General features: G+C 72.0%; 17 protein-coding genes. 8 read left to right on the forward strand and 9 right to left on the reverse strand.

Annotated features, from left to right (window positions below; genetic code table 11):
- Complete coding sequence (locus ACLV7J_RS08695; RefSeq protein WP_411868703.1) at positions 1-369, reverse strand: hypothetical protein; 369 nt, start codon at positions 367-369, stop codon at positions 1-3.
- Positions 370-501: 132 nt separating this feature from the next.
- Here ACLV7J_RS08695 and ACLV7J_RS08700 point away from each other — a divergent pair, with 132 nt between their 5' ends.
- Complete coding sequence (locus tag ACLV7J_RS08700) at positions 502-696, forward strand: hypothetical protein (RefSeq protein ID WP_411868704.1); 195 nt, start codon at positions 502-504, stop codon at positions 694-696.
- A 37-nt stretch (positions 697-733) separates the two neighbouring features.
- On the opposite strand, the gene ACLV7J_RS08705 is transcribed toward ACLV7J_RS08700, so the two are convergent.
- Positions 734-1,357, reverse strand: coding sequence for a TVP38/TMEM64 family protein (locus ACLV7J_RS08705; protein ID WP_411868705.1), 624 nt, complete (start codon positions 1,355-1,357; stop codon positions 734-736).
- The gene (locus ACLV7J_RS08710) at positions 1,357-1,707 is read right to left on the reverse strand and encodes an MliC family protein (protein ID WP_411868706.1); all 351 of its coding nucleotides are present in this window, start codon (positions 1,705-1,707) and stop codon (positions 1,357-1,359) included. The genes ACLV7J_RS08705 and ACLV7J_RS08710 overlap by 1 nt, the downstream gene beginning before the upstream one ends.
- Before the next feature lie 83 nt (positions 1,708-1,790).
- On the opposite strand from ACLV7J_RS08710, the gene ACLV7J_RS08715 reads away from it, so the two are divergent.
- Genes ACLV7J_RS08715 through ACLV7J_RS08725 form a run of 3 tightly spaced genes read left to right on the forward strand, consistent with a single transcriptional unit; the run spans position 1,791 to position 4,764 of the window.
- Complete coding sequence (locus tag ACLV7J_RS08715; protein WP_411868707.1) at positions 1,791-2,894, forward strand: HlyD family efflux transporter periplasmic adaptor subunit; 1,104 nt, start codon at positions 1,791-1,793, stop codon at positions 2,892-2,894.
- Positions 2,891-4,060: an ABC transporter permease DevC gene (gene devC / locus ACLV7J_RS08720; protein WP_411868708.1), complete on the forward strand. Its 1,170-nt coding sequence runs from the start codon at positions 2,891-2,893 to the stop codon at positions 4,058-4,060. The genes ACLV7J_RS08715 and devC overlap by 4 nt, the downstream gene beginning before the upstream one ends.
- Before the next feature lie 2 nt (positions 4,061-4,062).
- A complete protein-coding gene (locus tag ACLV7J_RS08725) occupies positions 4,063-4,764 on the forward strand; it encodes an ATP-binding cassette domain-containing protein (protein ID WP_411868709.1) in 702 nt (233 codons plus the stop codon).
- 5 nt (positions 4,765-4,769) lie between these two features.
- Here the strand turns inward: ACLV7J_RS08725 and ACLV7J_RS08730 are convergent, their stop codons facing one another.
- The 3 genes from ACLV7J_RS08730 to ACLV7J_RS08740 form a co-directional block, all read right to left on the reverse strand.
- Complete coding sequence (locus ACLV7J_RS08730) at positions 4,770-7,508, reverse strand: diguanylate cyclase domain-containing protein (protein WP_411868710.1); 2,739 nt, start codon at positions 7,506-7,508, stop codon at positions 4,770-4,772.
- A gap of 108 nt (positions 7,509-7,616) precedes the next feature.
- Positions 7,617-10,418 (reverse strand): valine--tRNA ligase, encoded by a 2,802-nt coding sequence (locus ACLV7J_RS08735; protein ID WP_411868711.1) that lies wholly within the window; start codon positions 10,416-10,418, stop codon positions 7,617-7,619.
- 4 nt (positions 10,419-10,422) lie between these two features.
- A complete protein-coding gene (locus tag ACLV7J_RS08740) occupies positions 10,423-11,868 on the reverse strand; it encodes a diguanylate cyclase domain-containing protein (RefSeq protein WP_411868712.1) in 1,446 nt (481 codons plus the stop codon).
- 295 nt (positions 11,869-12,163) lie between these two features.
- Here ACLV7J_RS08740 and ACLV7J_RS08745 point away from each other — a divergent pair, with 295 nt between their 5' ends.
- Both ACLV7J_RS08745 and ACLV7J_RS08750 read left to right on the forward strand, forming a co-directional pair.
- On the forward strand, positions 12,164-13,357 hold the full coding sequence (locus ACLV7J_RS08745) for a DUF2157 domain-containing protein (RefSeq protein WP_411868713.1): 1,194 nt from the start codon (positions 12,164-12,166) through the stop codon (positions 13,355-13,357).
- Positions 13,354-13,902, forward strand: coding sequence for a hypothetical protein (locus ACLV7J_RS08750; protein ID WP_411868714.1), 549 nt, complete (start codon positions 13,354-13,356; stop codon positions 13,900-13,902). Before ACLV7J_RS08745 ends, ACLV7J_RS08750 begins: the two co-directional genes overlap by 4 nt.
- A 9-nt stretch (positions 13,903-13,911) precedes the next feature.
- On the opposite strand, the gene ACLV7J_RS08755 is transcribed toward ACLV7J_RS08750, so the two are convergent.
- The 3 genes from ACLV7J_RS08755 to ACLV7J_RS08765 are packed head-to-tail and all read right to left on the reverse strand — an operon-like array spanning position 13,912 to position 15,922.
- A complete protein-coding gene (locus tag ACLV7J_RS08755; protein ID WP_411868715.1) occupies positions 13,912-14,769 on the reverse strand; it encodes a hypothetical protein in 858 nt (285 codons plus the stop codon).
- A gap of 56 nt (positions 14,770-14,825) precedes the next feature.
- Positions 14,826-15,473 (reverse strand): 2OG-Fe(II) oxygenase, encoded by a 648-nt coding sequence (locus ACLV7J_RS08760; protein ID WP_411868716.1) that lies wholly within the window; start codon positions 15,471-15,473, stop codon positions 14,826-14,828.
- Complete coding sequence (locus ACLV7J_RS08765) at positions 15,464-15,922, reverse strand: protein phosphatase (protein ID WP_411868717.1); 459 nt, start codon at positions 15,920-15,922, stop codon at positions 15,464-15,466. The genes ACLV7J_RS08760 and ACLV7J_RS08765 overlap by 10 nt, the downstream gene beginning before the upstream one ends.
- A gap of 55 nt (positions 15,923-15,977) precedes the next feature.
- On the opposite strand from ACLV7J_RS08765, the gene ACLV7J_RS08770 reads away from it, so the two are divergent.
- Positions 15,978-16,235 (forward strand): hypothetical protein, encoded by a 258-nt coding sequence (locus ACLV7J_RS08770; protein ID WP_255126733.1) that lies wholly within the window; start codon positions 15,978-15,980, stop codon positions 16,233-16,235.
- A 48-nt stretch (positions 16,236-16,283) separates the two neighbouring features.
- A complete protein-coding gene (locus tag ACLV7J_RS08775; protein WP_411868718.1) occupies positions 16,284-17,087 on the forward strand; it encodes a methyltransferase domain-containing protein in 804 nt (267 codons plus the stop codon).
- Position 17,088 lies beyond the last annotated feature (1 nt).

Here is a 17,088-nt window from a genome sequence, read left to right on the forward strand (position 1 = left end):
TCAGCGCCAGCCGGCGCGGTTCACCGGGCCGCCGGCATTGGGGCCCGCACCGGGGCCCGCTGCGGGGTGGTAGTTGGCCGGGCCGCCGTAGTTCGGGCCCACGCCCGGCCCGGCCCCCGGCCGCACACCGACCCCCGGAGCGCCGTAGCCGACACCCGGGCTGGGGTTGACCACCGGATCGGCGCCGACGCTGCAGCCCACGGGGAAGCCGGGCCGCACGCACACGGCGGCCTGGGCGGCACCACCGCCGAGGAGCAGGGCAGCGGCCACCAGCAGGGCCGAGCGGAGCGGCTGAACGTGCAGCGGCTGGAGATGCAGCGGGCGGAGGCTGCGCAGGCCCTGGGAGCGGAGGCGTTGCAGGCGGGCCATGGGGCCACTCCAGGAGAGGGGGGACCTCCAGCATGGCCCAGCCGTTGCTGGGCACGGGATCCGCGCGCCCCGGGCGAAGTCCGTAGCCTGACGGATGGGCCCCTGCGGCCCGCCGCTCCCGCCAGCGCCCCCATGAGTTCCCGGCAACCCGGCGCCTACCGCTGGATCAAGACCGACTGCGGCCGCGCCCAGTACGACGTCCTGGCGGCGCGCACGGGCCCCTGGGCCCCGCTGCGGCTGGCCTGGTTCGTGGCGATCGCGGCCCTGCGGGACTGGCGGCTGGAGCAGCCCCCCGAGCCCGGCCCTGGGACCGGCGAGACCCCCTGAGCCGCCGAGACCGATCCAGCCCCTGGCGGCCCTCCCCTCAGCCGGGCTCGCTCCCCTGCAGCGCCCGCTGGGCCGCCCGGCCCACCAGCCACACCGAGGCCACGGTGGCCAGCAGCCCCCCGATCCGTAGGGCCCAGGTGCCGGCGTCCGCCTCGCCGGAGAGCACCTCGCCGAAGCGGGCCACATCTCCGGCCAGGGCCCCCAGGCCGCAGAACAGCACCGTGCCCGGCAGGATGCCGATCAAGCCGATGGTGTAGTCGCGCAGGCTCACCTCGCTGAGGCCGTAGGCGAGGTTGAGAAGACTGAAGGGGAAGGCCGGCGAGAGGCGGGTGAGCAGCACCAGCTTCAGCCCCTCGCGGCTCACCGCTTCCTCCACAACCAGCAGTTTGGGCAGGGCGCGAAGCCGCCGGCGGGCCCAGTCCCGCAGCCAGTGGCGCCCCAGCAGGAAGGCCGCCTCAGCCCCCAGGCAGGCGCCCACGAACACCAGGACGCTGCCCCACCAGGGGCCATAGAGCGCCCCCGCCAGCATCGAGGCCCAGACGCCGGGCAGCAGCAGCGTCACCCAGAGGGCATAGAGGGGCACGAAGGCGACGGCGCCCCAGGGGGACTGCAGGGCGGGCAGCCAGCTCTGCCAGTCCCAGGTGATGGCCAGACTCTCCATCAGCGGCCCGGCCCCGGCAGCGGCCCGCAGGCCATCGGCGCGGCTGATCCCTGGCGCCAGCTGGCCTGATCGCCCTTGATCCAGAACTCCTGGTCGCCGGCGGCATAGCGGGAGCCGCTGGCCGCCAGGGCCTGGGGCAGGCGGGTGGCGGTGTCGCCCACCAGCAGCACCACCTCAGCCGGCGCCTGATTGAAGAACAGGGCCGTCACATCCGTGGCAGCCCCACGCCCCAGGCAGCGGTACTCGGCGCGGATGGCCCGCTCGGCCTGGGGCGCAGCCAGGGCCGGCAGGGGGACCACCAGCAGGAGCGCCAGCCAGGCCCGCGGTGTCGAGGAGTGCAGCCGGGCCATCAGGACACAACGGGCTGCCCAGAAGTCTGGCGTGGCTGCAACGGCGCCGGCTCACTAAAACGGAGGCACCCTGATCCGTGGCCATGGCGGTGCTCCCCTCGCGCGGCCCGAAACGGGGCTGGAGGCGCTGGCTGGCCCCCGGCCTGGTGCTGCTCCTGCTGGTGGCCGGGGGCCTCGCGGTGGCCGAGCGCCAGCGGCAGCAGCGCCGCGAAGCCCAGGCGCGGCAGCAGCAACCCCTGCCCCGTCGCATCGCCGCCCTCGGGCGAGTGGAACCGCTCGATCGGGTGGTGAAGTTGTCGGTGCCGGCCGCGCTCAGCAACGACGCCGTGCGCGAGCTGCGGGTGAAGGAGGGCCAGCAGGTGAGCCAGGGCCAGGTGCTGGCGGTGATGGACAGCGCCGAGAGCCTCGATCGCAGCGTGCGGGAAGCCCGGGCGGCCGTGCAGGTGGCCGAGCGCAAGCTCACGGCCCAGGCGAGCGTGATCAGCCGCTACCGGGCAGAGCTGGCCCAGGCGGAGGTGGAGCTGCGGCGCTACCGGCAGCTCTACGAGCAGGGGGCCAGCAGCGCCGAGGTGCGCGACCGGCGGATCACGATCGAAAGCACCAGCCGCGCCAACTTTGAGCAGGCCGAGCGCGATGAGGCCACGCTGCGGGCGGAGCTGGAGGAGAAGCGCGCCACCCTCGCCCGCGACCAGGCCGAGCTGGCCAAGGCCATGATCCGCGCCCCCTTCGCCGGCACGGTGTTCAAGATCCATGCCTACCCCGGCGACAAGGTGGGCGATGACGGCATCCTGGAGATCGGCGACAGCAGCCGCATGGGGGTGATCGCCGAGGTGTATCAGACCGACCGGGCCGGCATCACCCTCGGCCAGCGGGCGGTGATCAGCGCCGACGGCTTCCCCGGCAAGCAGATGGAGGGGAAGGTGGTGGAGATCGCCCGCCAGGTAAGCCGCCAGAGCGTGTTCAGCGGCCAGGCGGGCGAAAACCTCGACCGGCGCGTGTTTGAGGTGAAGGTGGGCCTGGGGCCCGAGGCGGCCGCCGTGGCCAGCGCCATCAACTACCTGCAGGTGAACGTGCTGTTCGATCCCCTCAACGCCGAGCAGCTGCGGCAGCAGCGCCAGCGTCTGGAGCAGCTGGTGGAGCAGCAGCGGCGCGGCCAGGACAGCCTCTCGCGGCCGAACCCGCGATGAAGCCCCCCGCGCTGCTGCGCCGCACGCCCCTGGCCTGGCGCCAGGCTATTCACCGCCCCATGCGCCTGGCCGCCGCCATCGCCGGGGTGAGCTTCGCCAACGTGCTGGTGTTCTTCCAGCTGGGCCTCTCGGGCGGCCTCTACGACAGCCAGAAGCGGCCGATCCAGCGCATCAACGGCGAGCTGGTGATGGTGAGCGGTCGCTACCTCTACCTGGGGGAGCAGCTCAACTTCCCCCGCGCCCGCCTCACCCAGGCCCTGGGGGTGGAGGGGGTGAAGGCGGTGACGCCCCTCTATCTGGGCCTGAGCGAATGGCTCAACCGCGACACGCGCCAGCAGAAGCAGGCGCTGATCTTCGGCATCGCCCCGGAGAATCCCGGCCTGCGACTGCCCGAGCTGGCCAGCGATCCGCTGCTGCTGCAGCGCGGCGATGCCCTGCTGTTCGACACCCGCTCCAAGCGCAACGCCGGTCCGGTGGTCGACACCGTGCGCCGCGAGGGCCGCTACGAGACGGAGCTGGGCGGTGTGCGGGCGGTGGTGACCGGACTGTTCACGCTGGGGCTCACCTTTGCCGCCGACATCAACCTGGTGACCTCCAGCACCAACTTCAAGAACTATTTCCCCAACCAGAGCGCCGACGACATCCAGATGGGGGTGATTCAGCTGCAGCCGGGGGTGGATCCGCTGCGGGTGAAGGCCACCCTGGCCACCTTCCTCGATCCCTCGGTGAAGGTGTTCACCATCGAGGAACTGGCCGCCGCCGAAGAGGCCTACTGGCGCCGCAACACCTCCTTCGGCCTGATCTTCGGCCTGGGGGTGCTGGTGGGTCTGGTGGTGGGCGGGATCATCGTCTATCAGATCCTCTACTCCGATGTGAGCGATCACCTGGCGGAGTACGCCACCCTCAAGGCGATCGGCTACAGCGACGGCTTCGTGGTATCGATCATCCTGCAGGAGTCGCTGATCCTGGCCGTGCTGGCCTTCGCCCCCAGCCTGCTGCTCTCGCTGGGGCTCTACAGCTTCCTGGCCCGCTCCACCTCGCTGATGGTGGTGATGACGGCCGGCCGGGCGGTGCTGGTGTTCGCCTTCACCCTGGGGGTGTGTGGCGTCTCGGGATGGCTGGCCACCGCCAAGCTGCGCCGCCTCGATCCGGCCGAGATCTTCTGACCATGGCGGATCCGCTGGCCCCGCTGATCACGGTGGAGCACCTCGACCACGCCTTCGAGGAGGCGGGCGCGGCCAAGCCGGTGCTCCACGACATCAACCTGAGCGTGCACCCCGGCGAGATCGTGATCCTCACCGGCCCCTCCGGCTCCGGCAAGACCACCTTGCTGACGATGCTGGGCGGGCTGCGGGCGGCCCAGAGCGGCAGCCTGCGGATCCTCGGCGCCGAGCTGCTGCACGCCGACCCGGCCACCCTCACCCGACTGCGACGCCAGGTGGGCTTCATCTTCCAGGCCCACAACCTGCTGCCCTACCTCAGTGCCCTGGAGAACGTGCGGGTGGGGCTGGAGGTGCACCCCGACTGGCTGGAGCGTGGCCGCCCGGCCATGGATGCGCGCTGCGTGGCGCTGCTGGATGAGGTGGGCCTGGCCGAGCGGGCCAGCTACTACCCGGAGAAGCTCTCGGGCGGCCAGAAGCAGCGGGTGGCCATCGCCCGGGCCCTGGCGGGCCAGCCCCAGCTGCTGCTGGCCGATGAGCCCACCGCCGCCCTCGACAAGGACTCGGGTCGGATGGCGGTGGAGCTGTTCCGGCGCCTCGCCGATACCCAGAAAGCGGCGATCGTGATGGTGACCCACGACAACAAGGTGCTCGACATCGCCGACCGGGTGGTGAACCTCGACGACGGACGGCTGGTGGCCGGCGGCTGAAGCCCCTAGGCCACTCCGAGCTGGCGCGTCACCAGCCGATTGCGCCCCTGGCGCTTCGCGGCGTAGAGGCAGTCGTCGGCCAGCTGCTGCAGGGCATCGGCGTCGCCGTGGGGAGAGTCCTGCGGGCACCACACGGCCAGACCGATGCTGATCGTGAGGCGATGGTCACAGAGGGCCGATGGATGGTGAATGCCGGCGGCGGCCACGGCCTCCCGCACCTGCTCACAGATCCGCGCGGCCTGGCTGGCGTCGGTGTGGGAGAAGATCACGCCGAATTCCTCACCGCCGAGCCGGGCCACGAGATCGTTCTCGCGCTGGAAGTGCTGGGCCAGCAGGTGGGCCACCTGGATCAGGCAGGTGTCGCCATAGGCGTGGCCCATGGTGTCGTTCACGGCCTTGAAGCGGTCGATGTCGATCAGGGCCAGGGCCAGGGGGGATCGCGCCGTGGCCGCGGCCACCAGGGCCGCCTGGAGCTGGGAGTCGTAGCGGCGGCGATTGGGCAGCTGGGTGAGGGCATCGAGCAGCGCCAGCCGCTTGGAGCGCTCACTCTCGTAGGCGTGGAAGAGCAGGCTCAGCAGGCTGCTCATCGCCTCGATCCGCTCCACCTGCTGCTCGGAGAAGCGGCTGCTGCCCGCCAGGCACACGCTGAGCACCGGAATCGAGATGCCGCGCGAGTCGAGCCGCAGGCCGAGGTAGTCGCTGCCGCCCTCGGCCTGCAGCTCCCGCAGGAACGGGAAGGGCGGATCGGCGCCGGCCGCCAGCCGCAGGCGCAGGATCCGGTTGCGGGTGGCGAGGAAATGCAGCGGGCTGGAGCGGTGCTCCTCGGTCTCGAGGAAATCCCGCTGCATCTGCATGGTCTTCACCTCCCCCGGCCTCGTCCGCAGCCACACGTACTGGCTGCAGTCGATGTCGTCCTTGTCGGGCAGGAAGGCCAGCGACAGCCGCAGCACCTCCAGACCCCAGGCCCTGAGCTCCTGGACAAACAGCAGCACGAACTCCTCGAAGCTGCGCAGGGTCGACCAGTTGTCGAGGATGTAGCGCTCCAGCGGCACGCTGGCGGTGCCGGGCCCGTGCCCACTGGCCTCGGGATCCGCCAGGGCCAGGTCGCGGTCCGCGGCCCGCAGCTCTGCCTGCAGCTGAGCCACCCCGGAGGGCGAGGCCCAGGGGGAGTCCCGCAGGAAGTCGGGCAGCGCCTCCCAGGGCATGGGTTTGGCCACCAGATACCCCTGGATGGCATCGGCCCCGAGCCGCAGCATCGCGGCCAGGTCGCGATGGGTCTCCACCCCCTCCGCGACCACGGTCTTGCCGAGCTGATGGACCGTGGCGATCAGGGAGCCCACGAAGCGCTGCAGCCGGAAGGAGCGGCCGATCCCCCGCACCAGGCCGAGGTCGAGCTTGATGGCGTCGTACCAGGCCTCGCTCACCCGGCGGTAGTTGGAGAGGCCGGAGCCGAAGTCGTCGATGAACAGCCGGAAATCCAGCTCGTTCTTCAGCCGCTGCGACGTGGACACCAGACTCCGCTCCTCCTTGACCAGGTCGGTGGCCGCGGTCTCGGTGAGCTCCAGACAGAACAGCGACGCATCGACCCGATGGGCGCGCAGCAGGGCGATCAGCTCCGCCAGGCGCTGGGGCGTCGCCACCGAGGCGCTGCTGATATTCACGGAGATGTAGTCAATCCGGGAGGCCAGGGGGCCGAGGGCCTGACGCGCCTGGCGCACACCGGCAAGCCGCTCCAGCAGCAGGGCATCGATCCGATGGGCGATGCCCATGGCCATGGCCCGCTGGAACACGGCCTCGGTGCCCAGCCCGGCCAGGCCAGGGGGCCGGAAGCGCATCAGCAGCTCGAGCCCGATCTGGCCAGGACTGGCCAGCAGCAGGATGGGCTGAAAGCGCAGCTCCAGGTCCTCGGGGCCCAGGCCGAGCAGCTCACGCTGGATCGCATCGTCGGCCTCGAGCCGCTGGCGATCGTCAGGCCCGAGCAGATGCAGGGCCCGCGGGTGCTCGTCGGCCAGGGCCTCCCCGAAGGTCTGCAGCCGCAGCCAGGCCTGGGGGCTCTCGCCGCCCCGCAGGTACTGGGCCACGATGCGGATGTCATCGTCCTGGCGGGTGCCCGCCAGGAAGCGGGCGCAGACCCCCGCCGCGATCGCGCGCACCTGCTCCAGCCAGCTCCGGCACCGGGCGGGATCCAGCAGCGGGTTGTCGGGCCCGAGCCCGACCCTCAGCGCCAGGGCGTCGTCCCCGGCCCGGTAGCCACTCCAGGCCCAGCCCGGTGGCAGGGCCGCCCCCAGGTCCTGCTGGAGCACTGTGAGGATGGCGGCGATGGTGGTGGTGGGTTCCACCAGCAGCCGCTGCCTGCCGAGGCAGCGGCAGTGCACCGTCACCAGCAGGGCCACGGGAGCGTCGCCCGGTGCGTCGAGGCCCGCGGCCTGGTGCTCCAGGTCGTGCTCCAGGGCAAAGCGGGAGAGCAGGGCGCTGGGGCCGTCACGGCGCATCGTCGCGAGCACGAGGCGTTCCCGGCGCGACCGGCTGCGCAGCAGCAATGCCGCCGCCGTGCCAGCGCCCAGGGCCAGCCCCGCCAGCAGCGCCGCCGCGTCCCGCCCACCGTCAGCGCTGAGCGACCACCCCTTGGCTGCGCCCCCGGCGGGCTGGGCGGGCAACGCCTGGCCGGAGCTCAGCAGGGCACCGATCACCAGGCCTTGGGCCAGCAGGAGCCGTGCCCGCGCCGAGACGACCTGCCGGTTCAACACGCCGGGCAATGCCCGGGGCCTGGCAGCGGAGGGGCCGTCGCAAGCATGGCCAGCCGATCCCCCACCCGCACCCGCAATCACGGTACGCCCGTCGTGGTGGGCGCCTCAGCCCAGATCCGCCAGCCGCGTCCTGGCCAGGGCCGCCTGGGCCTCGGCCTCCGCCAGGTTGGCCTGGCACTCGGCCACCACCTCCGGCGGTGCCTTGCCGGCGAAGTTGGGGTTGGCGAGGCGGCCGGCCAGGCCGGCGATCTCCTTCTCGGCCTTGGCCAGGTCCTTCTCCAGCCGGCCGCGCAGGGCCGCCAGATCCACCAGCCCCTCGATCGGCAGCAGCACCTGCAGTTCGCCGCACACGCCGGCCAGGGCCCGCTGGCCGCGGGCGGCCTCGGCACCGGCAGGATCGAGCACGGCCACGCCCTCGGCGCGGGTGAGGGCGGTGATGTCCGGGGTGGCCTCGCGCAGCAGGTCCGCCAGATCGGCGCGACCGGTCACGAACTGCACGGGGGCGGGCTGGGCGGGCTTGAGGCCGGCCACGGCCCGCAGGTTGCGCACCACCCGGATCGCCTCGATCAGCTCGGCGAAGCTCGCCTCCAGACCGTCGTCGAGGGCGGCGGTGTTCAGGGCCGGCCAGCGCTGCAGGGCCAGGAAGGTGGCCTCCGGCTCACCGGTGAGGCCATGCCAGAGCTCCTCGCTGAGGTGCGGCATCAGCGGGTGCAGCAGCACCAGCAGCTCCTGGAGCACCTTGGCCAGCACCTGGCGCGCGGTGCGCTGGTCGGCCAGGGCCTCGGCGCTGGGGTTCTCGCCGGGGTTGAGGCGCCGCTTGATCAGCTCCAGATACCAGTCGCACACCTCGTTCCAGGCGAACTCGTAGAGCCCCTTGGCGGCTTCACCGAGGCCGTAGCTGCCGTAGCGCTCGGCGCTGTCCCGGTTCACCCGGGCCAGGCGCGAGAGGATCCAGCGATCCGCCAGCTGCAGCGCCGCCGGATCGGGTTCGCCCAGGGAGGCCGGCGTCTCGCCGTCCAGGTTCATCAGGGCGAAGCGGGTGGCATTCCAGAGCTTGTTGGCGAAGTTGCGGGCCGCCTCCACCGTGGCCGAGGTGTCGCTCTTGCGGTCGTAGTCGAGGCGGATGTCCTGGCCGGCGCCGGCCACCTCGCGCACCAGGGCGAAGCGCAGGGCATCGGCGCCGTAGCGGTCGATCAGCAGCAGCGGGTCGATGCCGTTGCCCGCCGACTTGCTCATCTTGCGGTTGTTCTCATCCCGCACCAGGCCGTGGATGTAGACGTCCCGGAAGGGCATCCGGCCGGTGAAGGCGCCGGCCATCATCGTCATCCGGGCCACCCAGAAAAAGATGATGTCGAAGCCCGTCACCAGCACGCTGGTGGGATACCAGCGCCGCAGATCGGCGGCGTTGTCATCGGGCCAGCCCAGGGTGGAGAAGGGCCACAGGCCACTGGAGAACCAGGTGTCGAGGGCGTCGGGGTCCTGCTCCAGCACCACGGGGTGGGCATGGGTGCCGCCGCCGAACTGCGCGTCCGCCTTGGCGCGGGCTTCGGCTTCGCTGCGGGCCACCACGTAGGGGGTGCCGTCGGTGATCTGGCCGCCGGTCTCGCTCACCACGAACCAGGCGGGGATGCGGTGGCCCCACCACAGCTGACGGCTGATGCACCAGTCGCGGATGCCCGTGAGCCAGTCGCGGTAGACCTTGCTCCAGCGCTCCGGCACGAAGCGGGGATCGGCCTGCTGCAGGGCCTCGCGGCAGCGGGCCGCCAGCGGCTCGGTCTTCACGAACCACTGGGTGGAGAGCAGCGGCTCCACCGGCACCTTGCCGCGGTCGGAGAAGGGCACGCTGTGGCGGTAGTCCTCCACCGTCACCAGGAAGCCGCCCTCCTCCATCGCCGCCACCACGGCCTTGCGGGCCTCGAAGCGATCCAGCCCGGCGAAGCGACCGGCGGCCGCGTTCATGGTGCCGTCCTTGGCCATCACCGTGATCAGCGGCAGGTCATGGCGCTGGCCGATGGCGAAGTCGTTGGGGTCGTGGGCGGGGGTCACCTTCACGCAGCCCGTGCCGAACGCCGCATCCACGTGGTCGTCGGCCACGATCGGGATCTCGCGGCCCACCAGCGGCAGGGTGAGGGTCTGGCCCACGAGATCGGCGTAGCGCGGGTCCTTGGGGTTCACCGCCACGGCCGTGTCGCCCAGCAGGGTTTCGGGGCGGGTGGTGGCCACCTCCAGGTGGGTGCGGCCGTCGGCCGCGGGGACCGTGAGCGGATAGCGGAAGTGCCAGAGGTGGCCATCCACCTCCTTCATCTCCACCTCCAGATCACTCACCGCCGATCCCGAGGCGGGGCACCAGTTCACCAGGTATTCGCCCCGGTAGATCAGGCCCTGCTCGTGCAGCCGCACGAACGCCTCGATCACCGCCTCACTGCAGCCGGCATCGAGGGTGAAGCGCTCCCGCCGCCAGTCGACCGAATAGCCCAGGCGCCGCAGCTGGCCCACGATCGTGCCGCCGCTCTCGGCCTTCCAGGCCCAGGCCCGCTCCAGGAACGCCTCGCGGCCCAGGGCCTCCTTGCTGGTGCCCTCGGCCTTGAGCTGCTTCTCCAGGATCGTCTGCACGGCGATCGAGGCGTGGTCGGTGCCGGGCAGGCAGAGCACGTTGCGGCCGCGCAGGCGCTGGAAGCGCACGATCGTGTCGATCAGGGCCGTCTCGAAGCCGTGGCCCATGTGCAGGCTGCCGGTCACGTTCGGCGGCGGGATCACGATGGAGAAGGGTTCACCCTCCGCCGCAGGGTCGGGGTGAAAGGCGCCGGCCTGCTCCCAGGCCTGCTGCCAGCGGCTCTCGGTGCCGGCCGGGTCGTAGGTCTTGGGCAGGGCTTCGGCGGACACGGCGGGGGTACGGCGTGGCCCCATGGTCTCAAAGCGGCAGCGACACCAGGCACACGCGGTTGCGCCCTTCGTCCTTGGCCTTGTAGAGCAGGGCGTCGGCGGCGGCGAGCAGATCCTCCGGCGTGAGGCCCTCCCTGGGGACGGCGGTCGCCAGCCCGAGGCTGATGGTGACGAGGCCCTCGGATCCGCCGTGGGCATGGGGCAGACCGAGGCCGTGGATGCTGCTGCGGAGCCTTTCGCCCAGCGGGCCCAGGGCCTCAGGCGACAGCCCGGGCAGCAGCACCACGAATTCCTCCCCGCCATAGCGGGCGACCAGCTCGCCACGGCGTCCCAGCGACGCCGCCAGCACGGCCGCGATCTGCTCCAGACAGCGGTCACCGGCCGGATGGCCGTAGTGGTCGTTGTAGGCCTTGAAATGGTCCACATCCAGCATCCCCACCGTCAGGGGCAGCTGGTTGCTCAGGGCCCGCTGCCACTCGGCGTCGAACGTCCGCTGGAAGCCACGGCGGTTGGGGATGCCCGTGAGGCTGTCCTGATGGCTGAGCCGCTCCAGCCGGGCATTGGCCACGGTCAGGTCCTGGGTGCGCGTCGCCACGACCTCCTCCAGCCGATGCGCCTGTTGCTCCAACCGGTCGCGCATCCGCCGGTGCTGCTGATTCGTCACCAGCACCATCTGCACCAGGACCAGCAGGCCGCAGAACAGGCGGCCCATGACCGAGCGGAGCAGAAGATCGCTCGAGGCCGGCAGGGCCTCGCTGCCGATGAAGGGGAACCAGGTCTGCAGCAGCGCCGCCAGCAGGTTCAACCCCGTGGCAGCAGCCGGCGAGAAACGGAAGCCCGCCACCAGCAGCAGGGGAAAGAGCAGCGCCAGGGGCGTGAGGCTCAGGGTCGGCAGGAACCCCCCGTTGATCAGCAGGGTGCTCAGCGTGATGGCCAGCAGCAGCGCCCACCAGTCCGGCCGGCGCAGCTCAGCGCCCAGGTGCTGCAGGCCGGCCCGATCGCCGGGCGCCGGCAGGGCCAGCAGAAACGGCGCCAGCGCCAGGACTCCCGCCAGGTGGAGGATGAACGACAGGGGCGCGTACGGGCCTGCGGGTTGCAACAGCCCGGTGGCCCCGATCGACAGCGCCACACCGATGGCGGCAGCGCTGTAGAAGCCGGCGAAGTCGTGCAGGCTGTCCATGGGGTCTCGGCTGCGCATCAGCCGGGGCGCCAGCAGCAGCACGGCCATGGGCTCCAGACAGGAGGCCAGTCCAAGGGCGGCGTGGAGCCCGAGGGGGCCCGGACTGGACAGGGCCCCGATGAGGCTGGCCCCCAGCCAGAGACCGGGCAGAACGGTGGGGCCACACCGCAGCGCCAGGACCACCATCAGGCCCGAGGGGAACCAGATGCCTGGCACCAGGGCCTGGCCTCCCACCAGGTAGTGGGAGAAACCCGCCAGCACCCCGTAGGCCACCAGGGCCACCAGGTTGAGCACGAGGACGCGTCGGGGAGAGTTCAGGGGACTGGTGCTGCGGACAAGCAGAACAACCGAGCTCCTGAGCTGAGCTACTGCTTTTGGGGGAGGCTAGGCCCGGCAACCCTGGGGGGCAGGGTCGCCCCAGCGAAGGGTCACCCGATCAAGATCGACCACGGTCTGCTTCACCCAGCCGGCGGTTCCGGATCCAGCTCCACCCGGTTGCGACCCGCCTGCTTGGCGCGGTACAGCGCCCCATCCACCCGCCGGAACCAGGCCTGCGGTCAGCGGAGCCGGCTCTGCCTAACTTGCAGCCATGGCCCACAGCTGGCAGTCACAGCTGGAGCGCTGGCGGCAGGCGGGGCTGATCGAGCCCGCTACCGCCGACGCCATCCGCGCCTGGGAGCAGGCCCAGCCGGAGCCGCCGCGGCTGCGCATCCCCGTGCTGGTGGCGATCGCCCTCGGGGGCGTGCTGGTGGCGGCGGGGCTGCTGCTGTTCGTGTCCACCCACTGGGAGGCCCTGGCGCCGGGGCAGCGCTTCGGCCTGCTGCTGGCCCTGGTGGTGGGGCTGCACGGGGGTGGGGCCGCGGTGGAGGAGCGCTTCGCGCCGCTGGCGCTGGCCCTGCACGGCGTGGGCACGGTGACCCTGGGGGCCGGAATCTTCCTGGCGGGCCAGATCTTCCACCTGGAAGCCCACTGGCCCCTGGGGCTACTGCTCTGGGCGATCGGCGCCGGCCTGGGCTGGGGCCTGCTGCGCCAGTGGCCCCAGCTGGCCCTGCTGGCCCTGCTGACACCGGCCTGGCTGCTCAGTGAGTGGGGGGTGGCCGTGGAAGGGGCCAGGGCGGAGTTCCAGCTGAACTCCAGCGATCCCACGGCCCTGGCGGTGACGGCGGCGGGTCTGCTGCTCACCTGCCTCAGCTACCTGGGGGCACCGCTGGGGAGCGGCTCCACCTCAGCGGCGCGGCGGGTGCTGCTCTGGATCGGCGGGCTGGGGCTGCTGCCCGCCGCGCTGCTCTGGCTGGTCGCCTGCCTGTCCATGGAGTCCTGGCGGGCCTGGGCGCTGGGGAGCCAGCCCACGACGGGCCTCCCCCTGCCGCTGGCCGCGGCCGGCTGGAGCCTCGCCCTGGGCGTCCCGCTGCTGCTCGGCTGGCTGCTGCGGGGCTCCCGGGTCACCCCCCTGGGGGTGGCGATCGGCTGGCTGCTGGTGAGCCTGGCGACGGGTGGGGGCCAGCGCTTCGATCCGGGCCTGGTCACCCACCTGTGGTGGGCCGTGGGTGGGCTGCTGCTGCTGGCCTGGGGCGTGGCCGAGGGCCGCAGCGAGCGCATCAATTTCGGGGTGGCCGTGATCGGCCTCGACGTGCTGGCCTTCTACGTGTCCCAGGTGATGGACGCCCTGGGACGCTCCGCCAGCCTGATCGGCCTGGGGGTGCTGTTCCTGGGCGGCGGCTGGGGGCTGGAGGTGCTGCGCCGCCGGCTCGTGGCCCGCGCCGTGCGGCCGGAGGCCCCATGACCGCGGGCGGCCGTGAGGGATGGCGCCGGGGTCTGGCGCTGGCGCTGCTGCAGGGGGGACTGCTGCTGAGCCTGGCGGGCCAGCTGCTGCTGGATCGGGCCACCCGGCCCCGGGGCTGGATCCGCACCGAGCCGGTGGATCCCCACCTGCCGATCCGGGGCCGCTACGTGGACCTGGCCCTGGTCATCCCCGCACCGGCGGGCCTGAAGGAGCCCGGCTCCTCCGGCGCCCCGGTGGTGCTGCGCGCCGAGGGCGGCCTGGTGCGGGCCGAGCTGGCCGGCGCGTCCACCCCCCGCTCCCGCAGCGTCCAGGCGTTCCCGGGCTCCAGCTGGGCTCCAGCCCCCGGGCCCGCGGCCGCCCAGCTCTGGCGCCTGGAGCCCCGCGTGGCCTTCTTCATCCCGCCCGACGTGCCGGATCCCTCCCGCCGCCCGCCGGGCGAGCAGCTGTGGGTGGAGGTGACCCTGCCGGCGGAAGGACCGCCGCGGCCGATCCGGCTGGGGGTGAAGCGGGAGGGTGGGACGATCACGCCCCTGGCGCTGCGCTGAGGGGCCGGCTCAGGGGCGGACGCCGGCGCAGGCGGCATCGCGGATGGCCAACAGGCGTCCCATCGCCTCCACGAGCACCTCGAGCTCCACATCCTCGGCCGAATTGGGGTCGGCGAAGCCGAAGGGATTGTCGATATCGGCGATCAGACGGATCAGAAAGATCAGCAGGAAGGCAATCACAAAGATGAAGAAGATCGCCTCGAGGATGGTGGTGGTGGCCATGAACACCAACCCAGTGCAGAGCAGGGCGGTGCTGGCATAGGCCAGCCAATACACCAGGGGAACGAAGGAGGTCTGGCGGATCGTGTCGATGCGGTTGATCAGCTTCAGCAGGCCACCCATCTCCGCCATCAGCCGGGCCTGAAGGGTGGCATTGCCCTGGAGCAGCACGGCCGCCTCCACCGTGGCCCCATGGCACTGGTGAAACTGCTGCAGCAGCTCCCGGGTCGAGAGGCGCTCCAGCAGCCAGGCGAGCAGGGCGTCGGCGAAGCTGGCCACCGCCATGAGCGGCCTGTCCACGACGGCCGCGGGATTGTGGGCGGGAATGGCCCGGATCTCCAGGCTCAGCACCTCCAGGCCGGTGGCGAGCTCACCGGGGAGCCGCTCACTCTCCTTGAAATCCGACAGCACGCCATTGAGCAGGAAGCCCAGCAGGAACACCGTGGAGGCCACCAGGGAGGTGAACAGGGGATTCACCTGAATGGGCTCAAGGCCGAGGTGGTGCACCAGCAGCTTGGCCAGGCCGATCAGGAGCACCAGCAGCAGCACCTTGAGCAACTTGAGCGCCCGGCGGCGGGCGGCCTCACGCCGCCGCCGCCGGCTGTAGGCCGCGAAATCGGCGAGGGACTGGAGCGTCAGGGTGGGCAACTGGCCTTGGTGGCGGCAGATCTACCACCACAGCGGTCCTTCCGCCGGTATCGGCCTCAGGGGGCAGCAGCCGGCTCCGCGGCCAGGCGGCCCAGATAGTCCTCCAGGCGGCCGGCATTGATCCAGCCGGTGGCGATCGTCTTGCTGTGGCTGTGGCTCACCCGCCCCCGGTGGATGTGGGAGAGGCCCGCCGGGAAGATCACGAGCTTGCCCCGCTCCGCCTCTTCGTGGTGCTCCTGCCAGTGGAACTCGGTGCCGCCCTCGGGCAGGGTGTTGGCGTAGAGGATCCAGGCCAGCACGCGGCGGATCGGCTCGGTGGCCTCGCCCGTGGTGGTCCAGTCGCAGTGCCAGCTGCGGAAGCCCTCGCCGGGGGCGTAGCGCTGCAGGTTGAAGATCGGGTTCACGAACAGGCTCTGCTCCGGGCAGCACTGGCGCAGCAGCGGCCGCTCCTGCAGGTAGCGGTTGAGGCCGGCGGTCACGCCACGCAGGATCACCTCGGCCAGGGCGAAGGCCTCCGGATCGGAGCGGTCGATCGCCACCAGGCTGATGTCGGTGGAGATCTTGGCGGGTTCGGCTCCAGGACCCGCATCGGGCCCGAAGGCCACGCCGGGGCGCTGCAGATCCGGGCGGCGATCGAAGAAGGCCATCACCCCGTCGGCGAGGGCCTCATAGCCGGCGTTGCGGTAGCTGGCGATCAGGCGCATGGCTGGCTCCAGGGAATGGCCACCACCGACTCCAGGCTCTGCCAGCGGCTGCGGTCCCCCACCACCCGCTCGGCCAGCCCCACCCGCTCCAGGGCCTCGGCCACGGCCTCCAGCGGCGGGGCGCCGGAGGGCCCCAGGGGCAGCGCCAGCACCTGTTGCTCGGCCGGATCGGCCAGCAGCTGCAGGTCCAGGTCGTCGAGCACCCGCTCGAAGTAGATGCGCCGCATGCGCCCCGTGAGCACCGGGCCGAGGGCGGCCGCGAAGGCCTCCAGGCCCTGGCGATCGCCGCTGCAGCCGCAGTTGAGCGAGAGCCAGATCAGCAGCTTGGCCCAGGCCTCCGGGGTCCACCGCGGCTGAAAGCTCTCGCGGTGCTGGCGCACCAGCTCGCCGATCGCGAAGTCGAACAGGGTGGCCTGCAGGGCGGCCGGGTCAGGGGATGGGCTGCTCATGCCTGCCATCTTCCCCGCCACCGGGCAAACTGCGGGGGCATGCGCCTGTCGCACCATGGCCCTGGACCTCAACGATCCCGATCTGGAGTTTTCCGATCTGGTCGACGCCTACCTGAGCTGGGTGCTGGCCGTGATCAACGACGAGAAGTTGGAGGGTGAGGAGAAGCTGCTCACCGACGAGATCGCCGAGGACGCCCTCAACGCCATGCGCTTCCTGCCCGGCGAGGTGACCGCCGCGATCGAATCCAGCCTGGCCCGCGTCTACGACGTGGATCCCGACGAACTGGCCTCGCTGCTGTTCCCCGAGGACTGAGGTCCCGGAAGGACGGAGCTCCCAGCCCGTCCTGCGGGTGAGGCCGCCGTGAGCGACTACATCCTCGGCACCCACGACGCCGAGCTGGCCCGGCTGCAGCTGCAGCATGCGCTCTGGCGGCCCGCCGCCCAGGCCGCCTGGCGGCGGGCCGGCCTCGGCCCCGGCCAGCGGGTGCTCGAGCTGGGTGCCGGTCCGGGCCTGGCGGCCCTGGAGCTGGCCCGCGCCGTGGGGCCCACGGGCCGGGTGCTGGGCCTGGAGCTCAGCCCGACCTACGTGGCCACCGGCCGGGCCCTGGCTAAGCAAGAGGGGCTGGGCCAGCTGGAGCTGCGCCGCCACGATCTGCGCACGGATCCCCTGCCGGCCGAAGTCTTCGATCTCCTCTGGTGCCGCTGGGTGGCGATGTTCCTGCCCGAGCTGGAGCCGCTGCTGGATCAGCTGGCGCCGGCCCTGCGGCCTGGGGGCGCCGTGGTGTTCCACGAGTATCTGCACTGGGACACGTTCGGCCTGCATCCCCACGGCGCGGCGATCCGGCGCTTCGGCCAGGCGGCGCAGCGCAGCTTCCGGGAGGCGGGCGGCGATCCGGACGTGAACCGACGCCTGCCCTCCCTGCTGGCCCAGCGGGGCTTCCAGATCCAGGAGCTGCGGCCGCTGCCGGTGCTGGGCCAGGCCGGCTCGATGGCGGCCCAGTGGATGGGCTCCTTCGTTTCGGTCTACGGCGAGCAGCTGCAGCGGCTGGGCCTGTGGAGCGCGGCCGATGCCGCCCAGGCCGCCGCCGAGGTCGCCCTGGCCCAGCGCGACGCCGGCAGCTACTGGGTGGGACCCACGCTCCTGGAGCTGTGGGCGACAAAGTAGG

Origin of the sequence: Vulcanococcus limneticus LL, assembly GCF_943369875.1 — a bacterium.
GTDB lineage: Bacteria > Cyanobacteriota > Cyanobacteriia > PCC-6307 > Cyanobiaceae > Vulcanococcus > Vulcanococcus limneticus_A.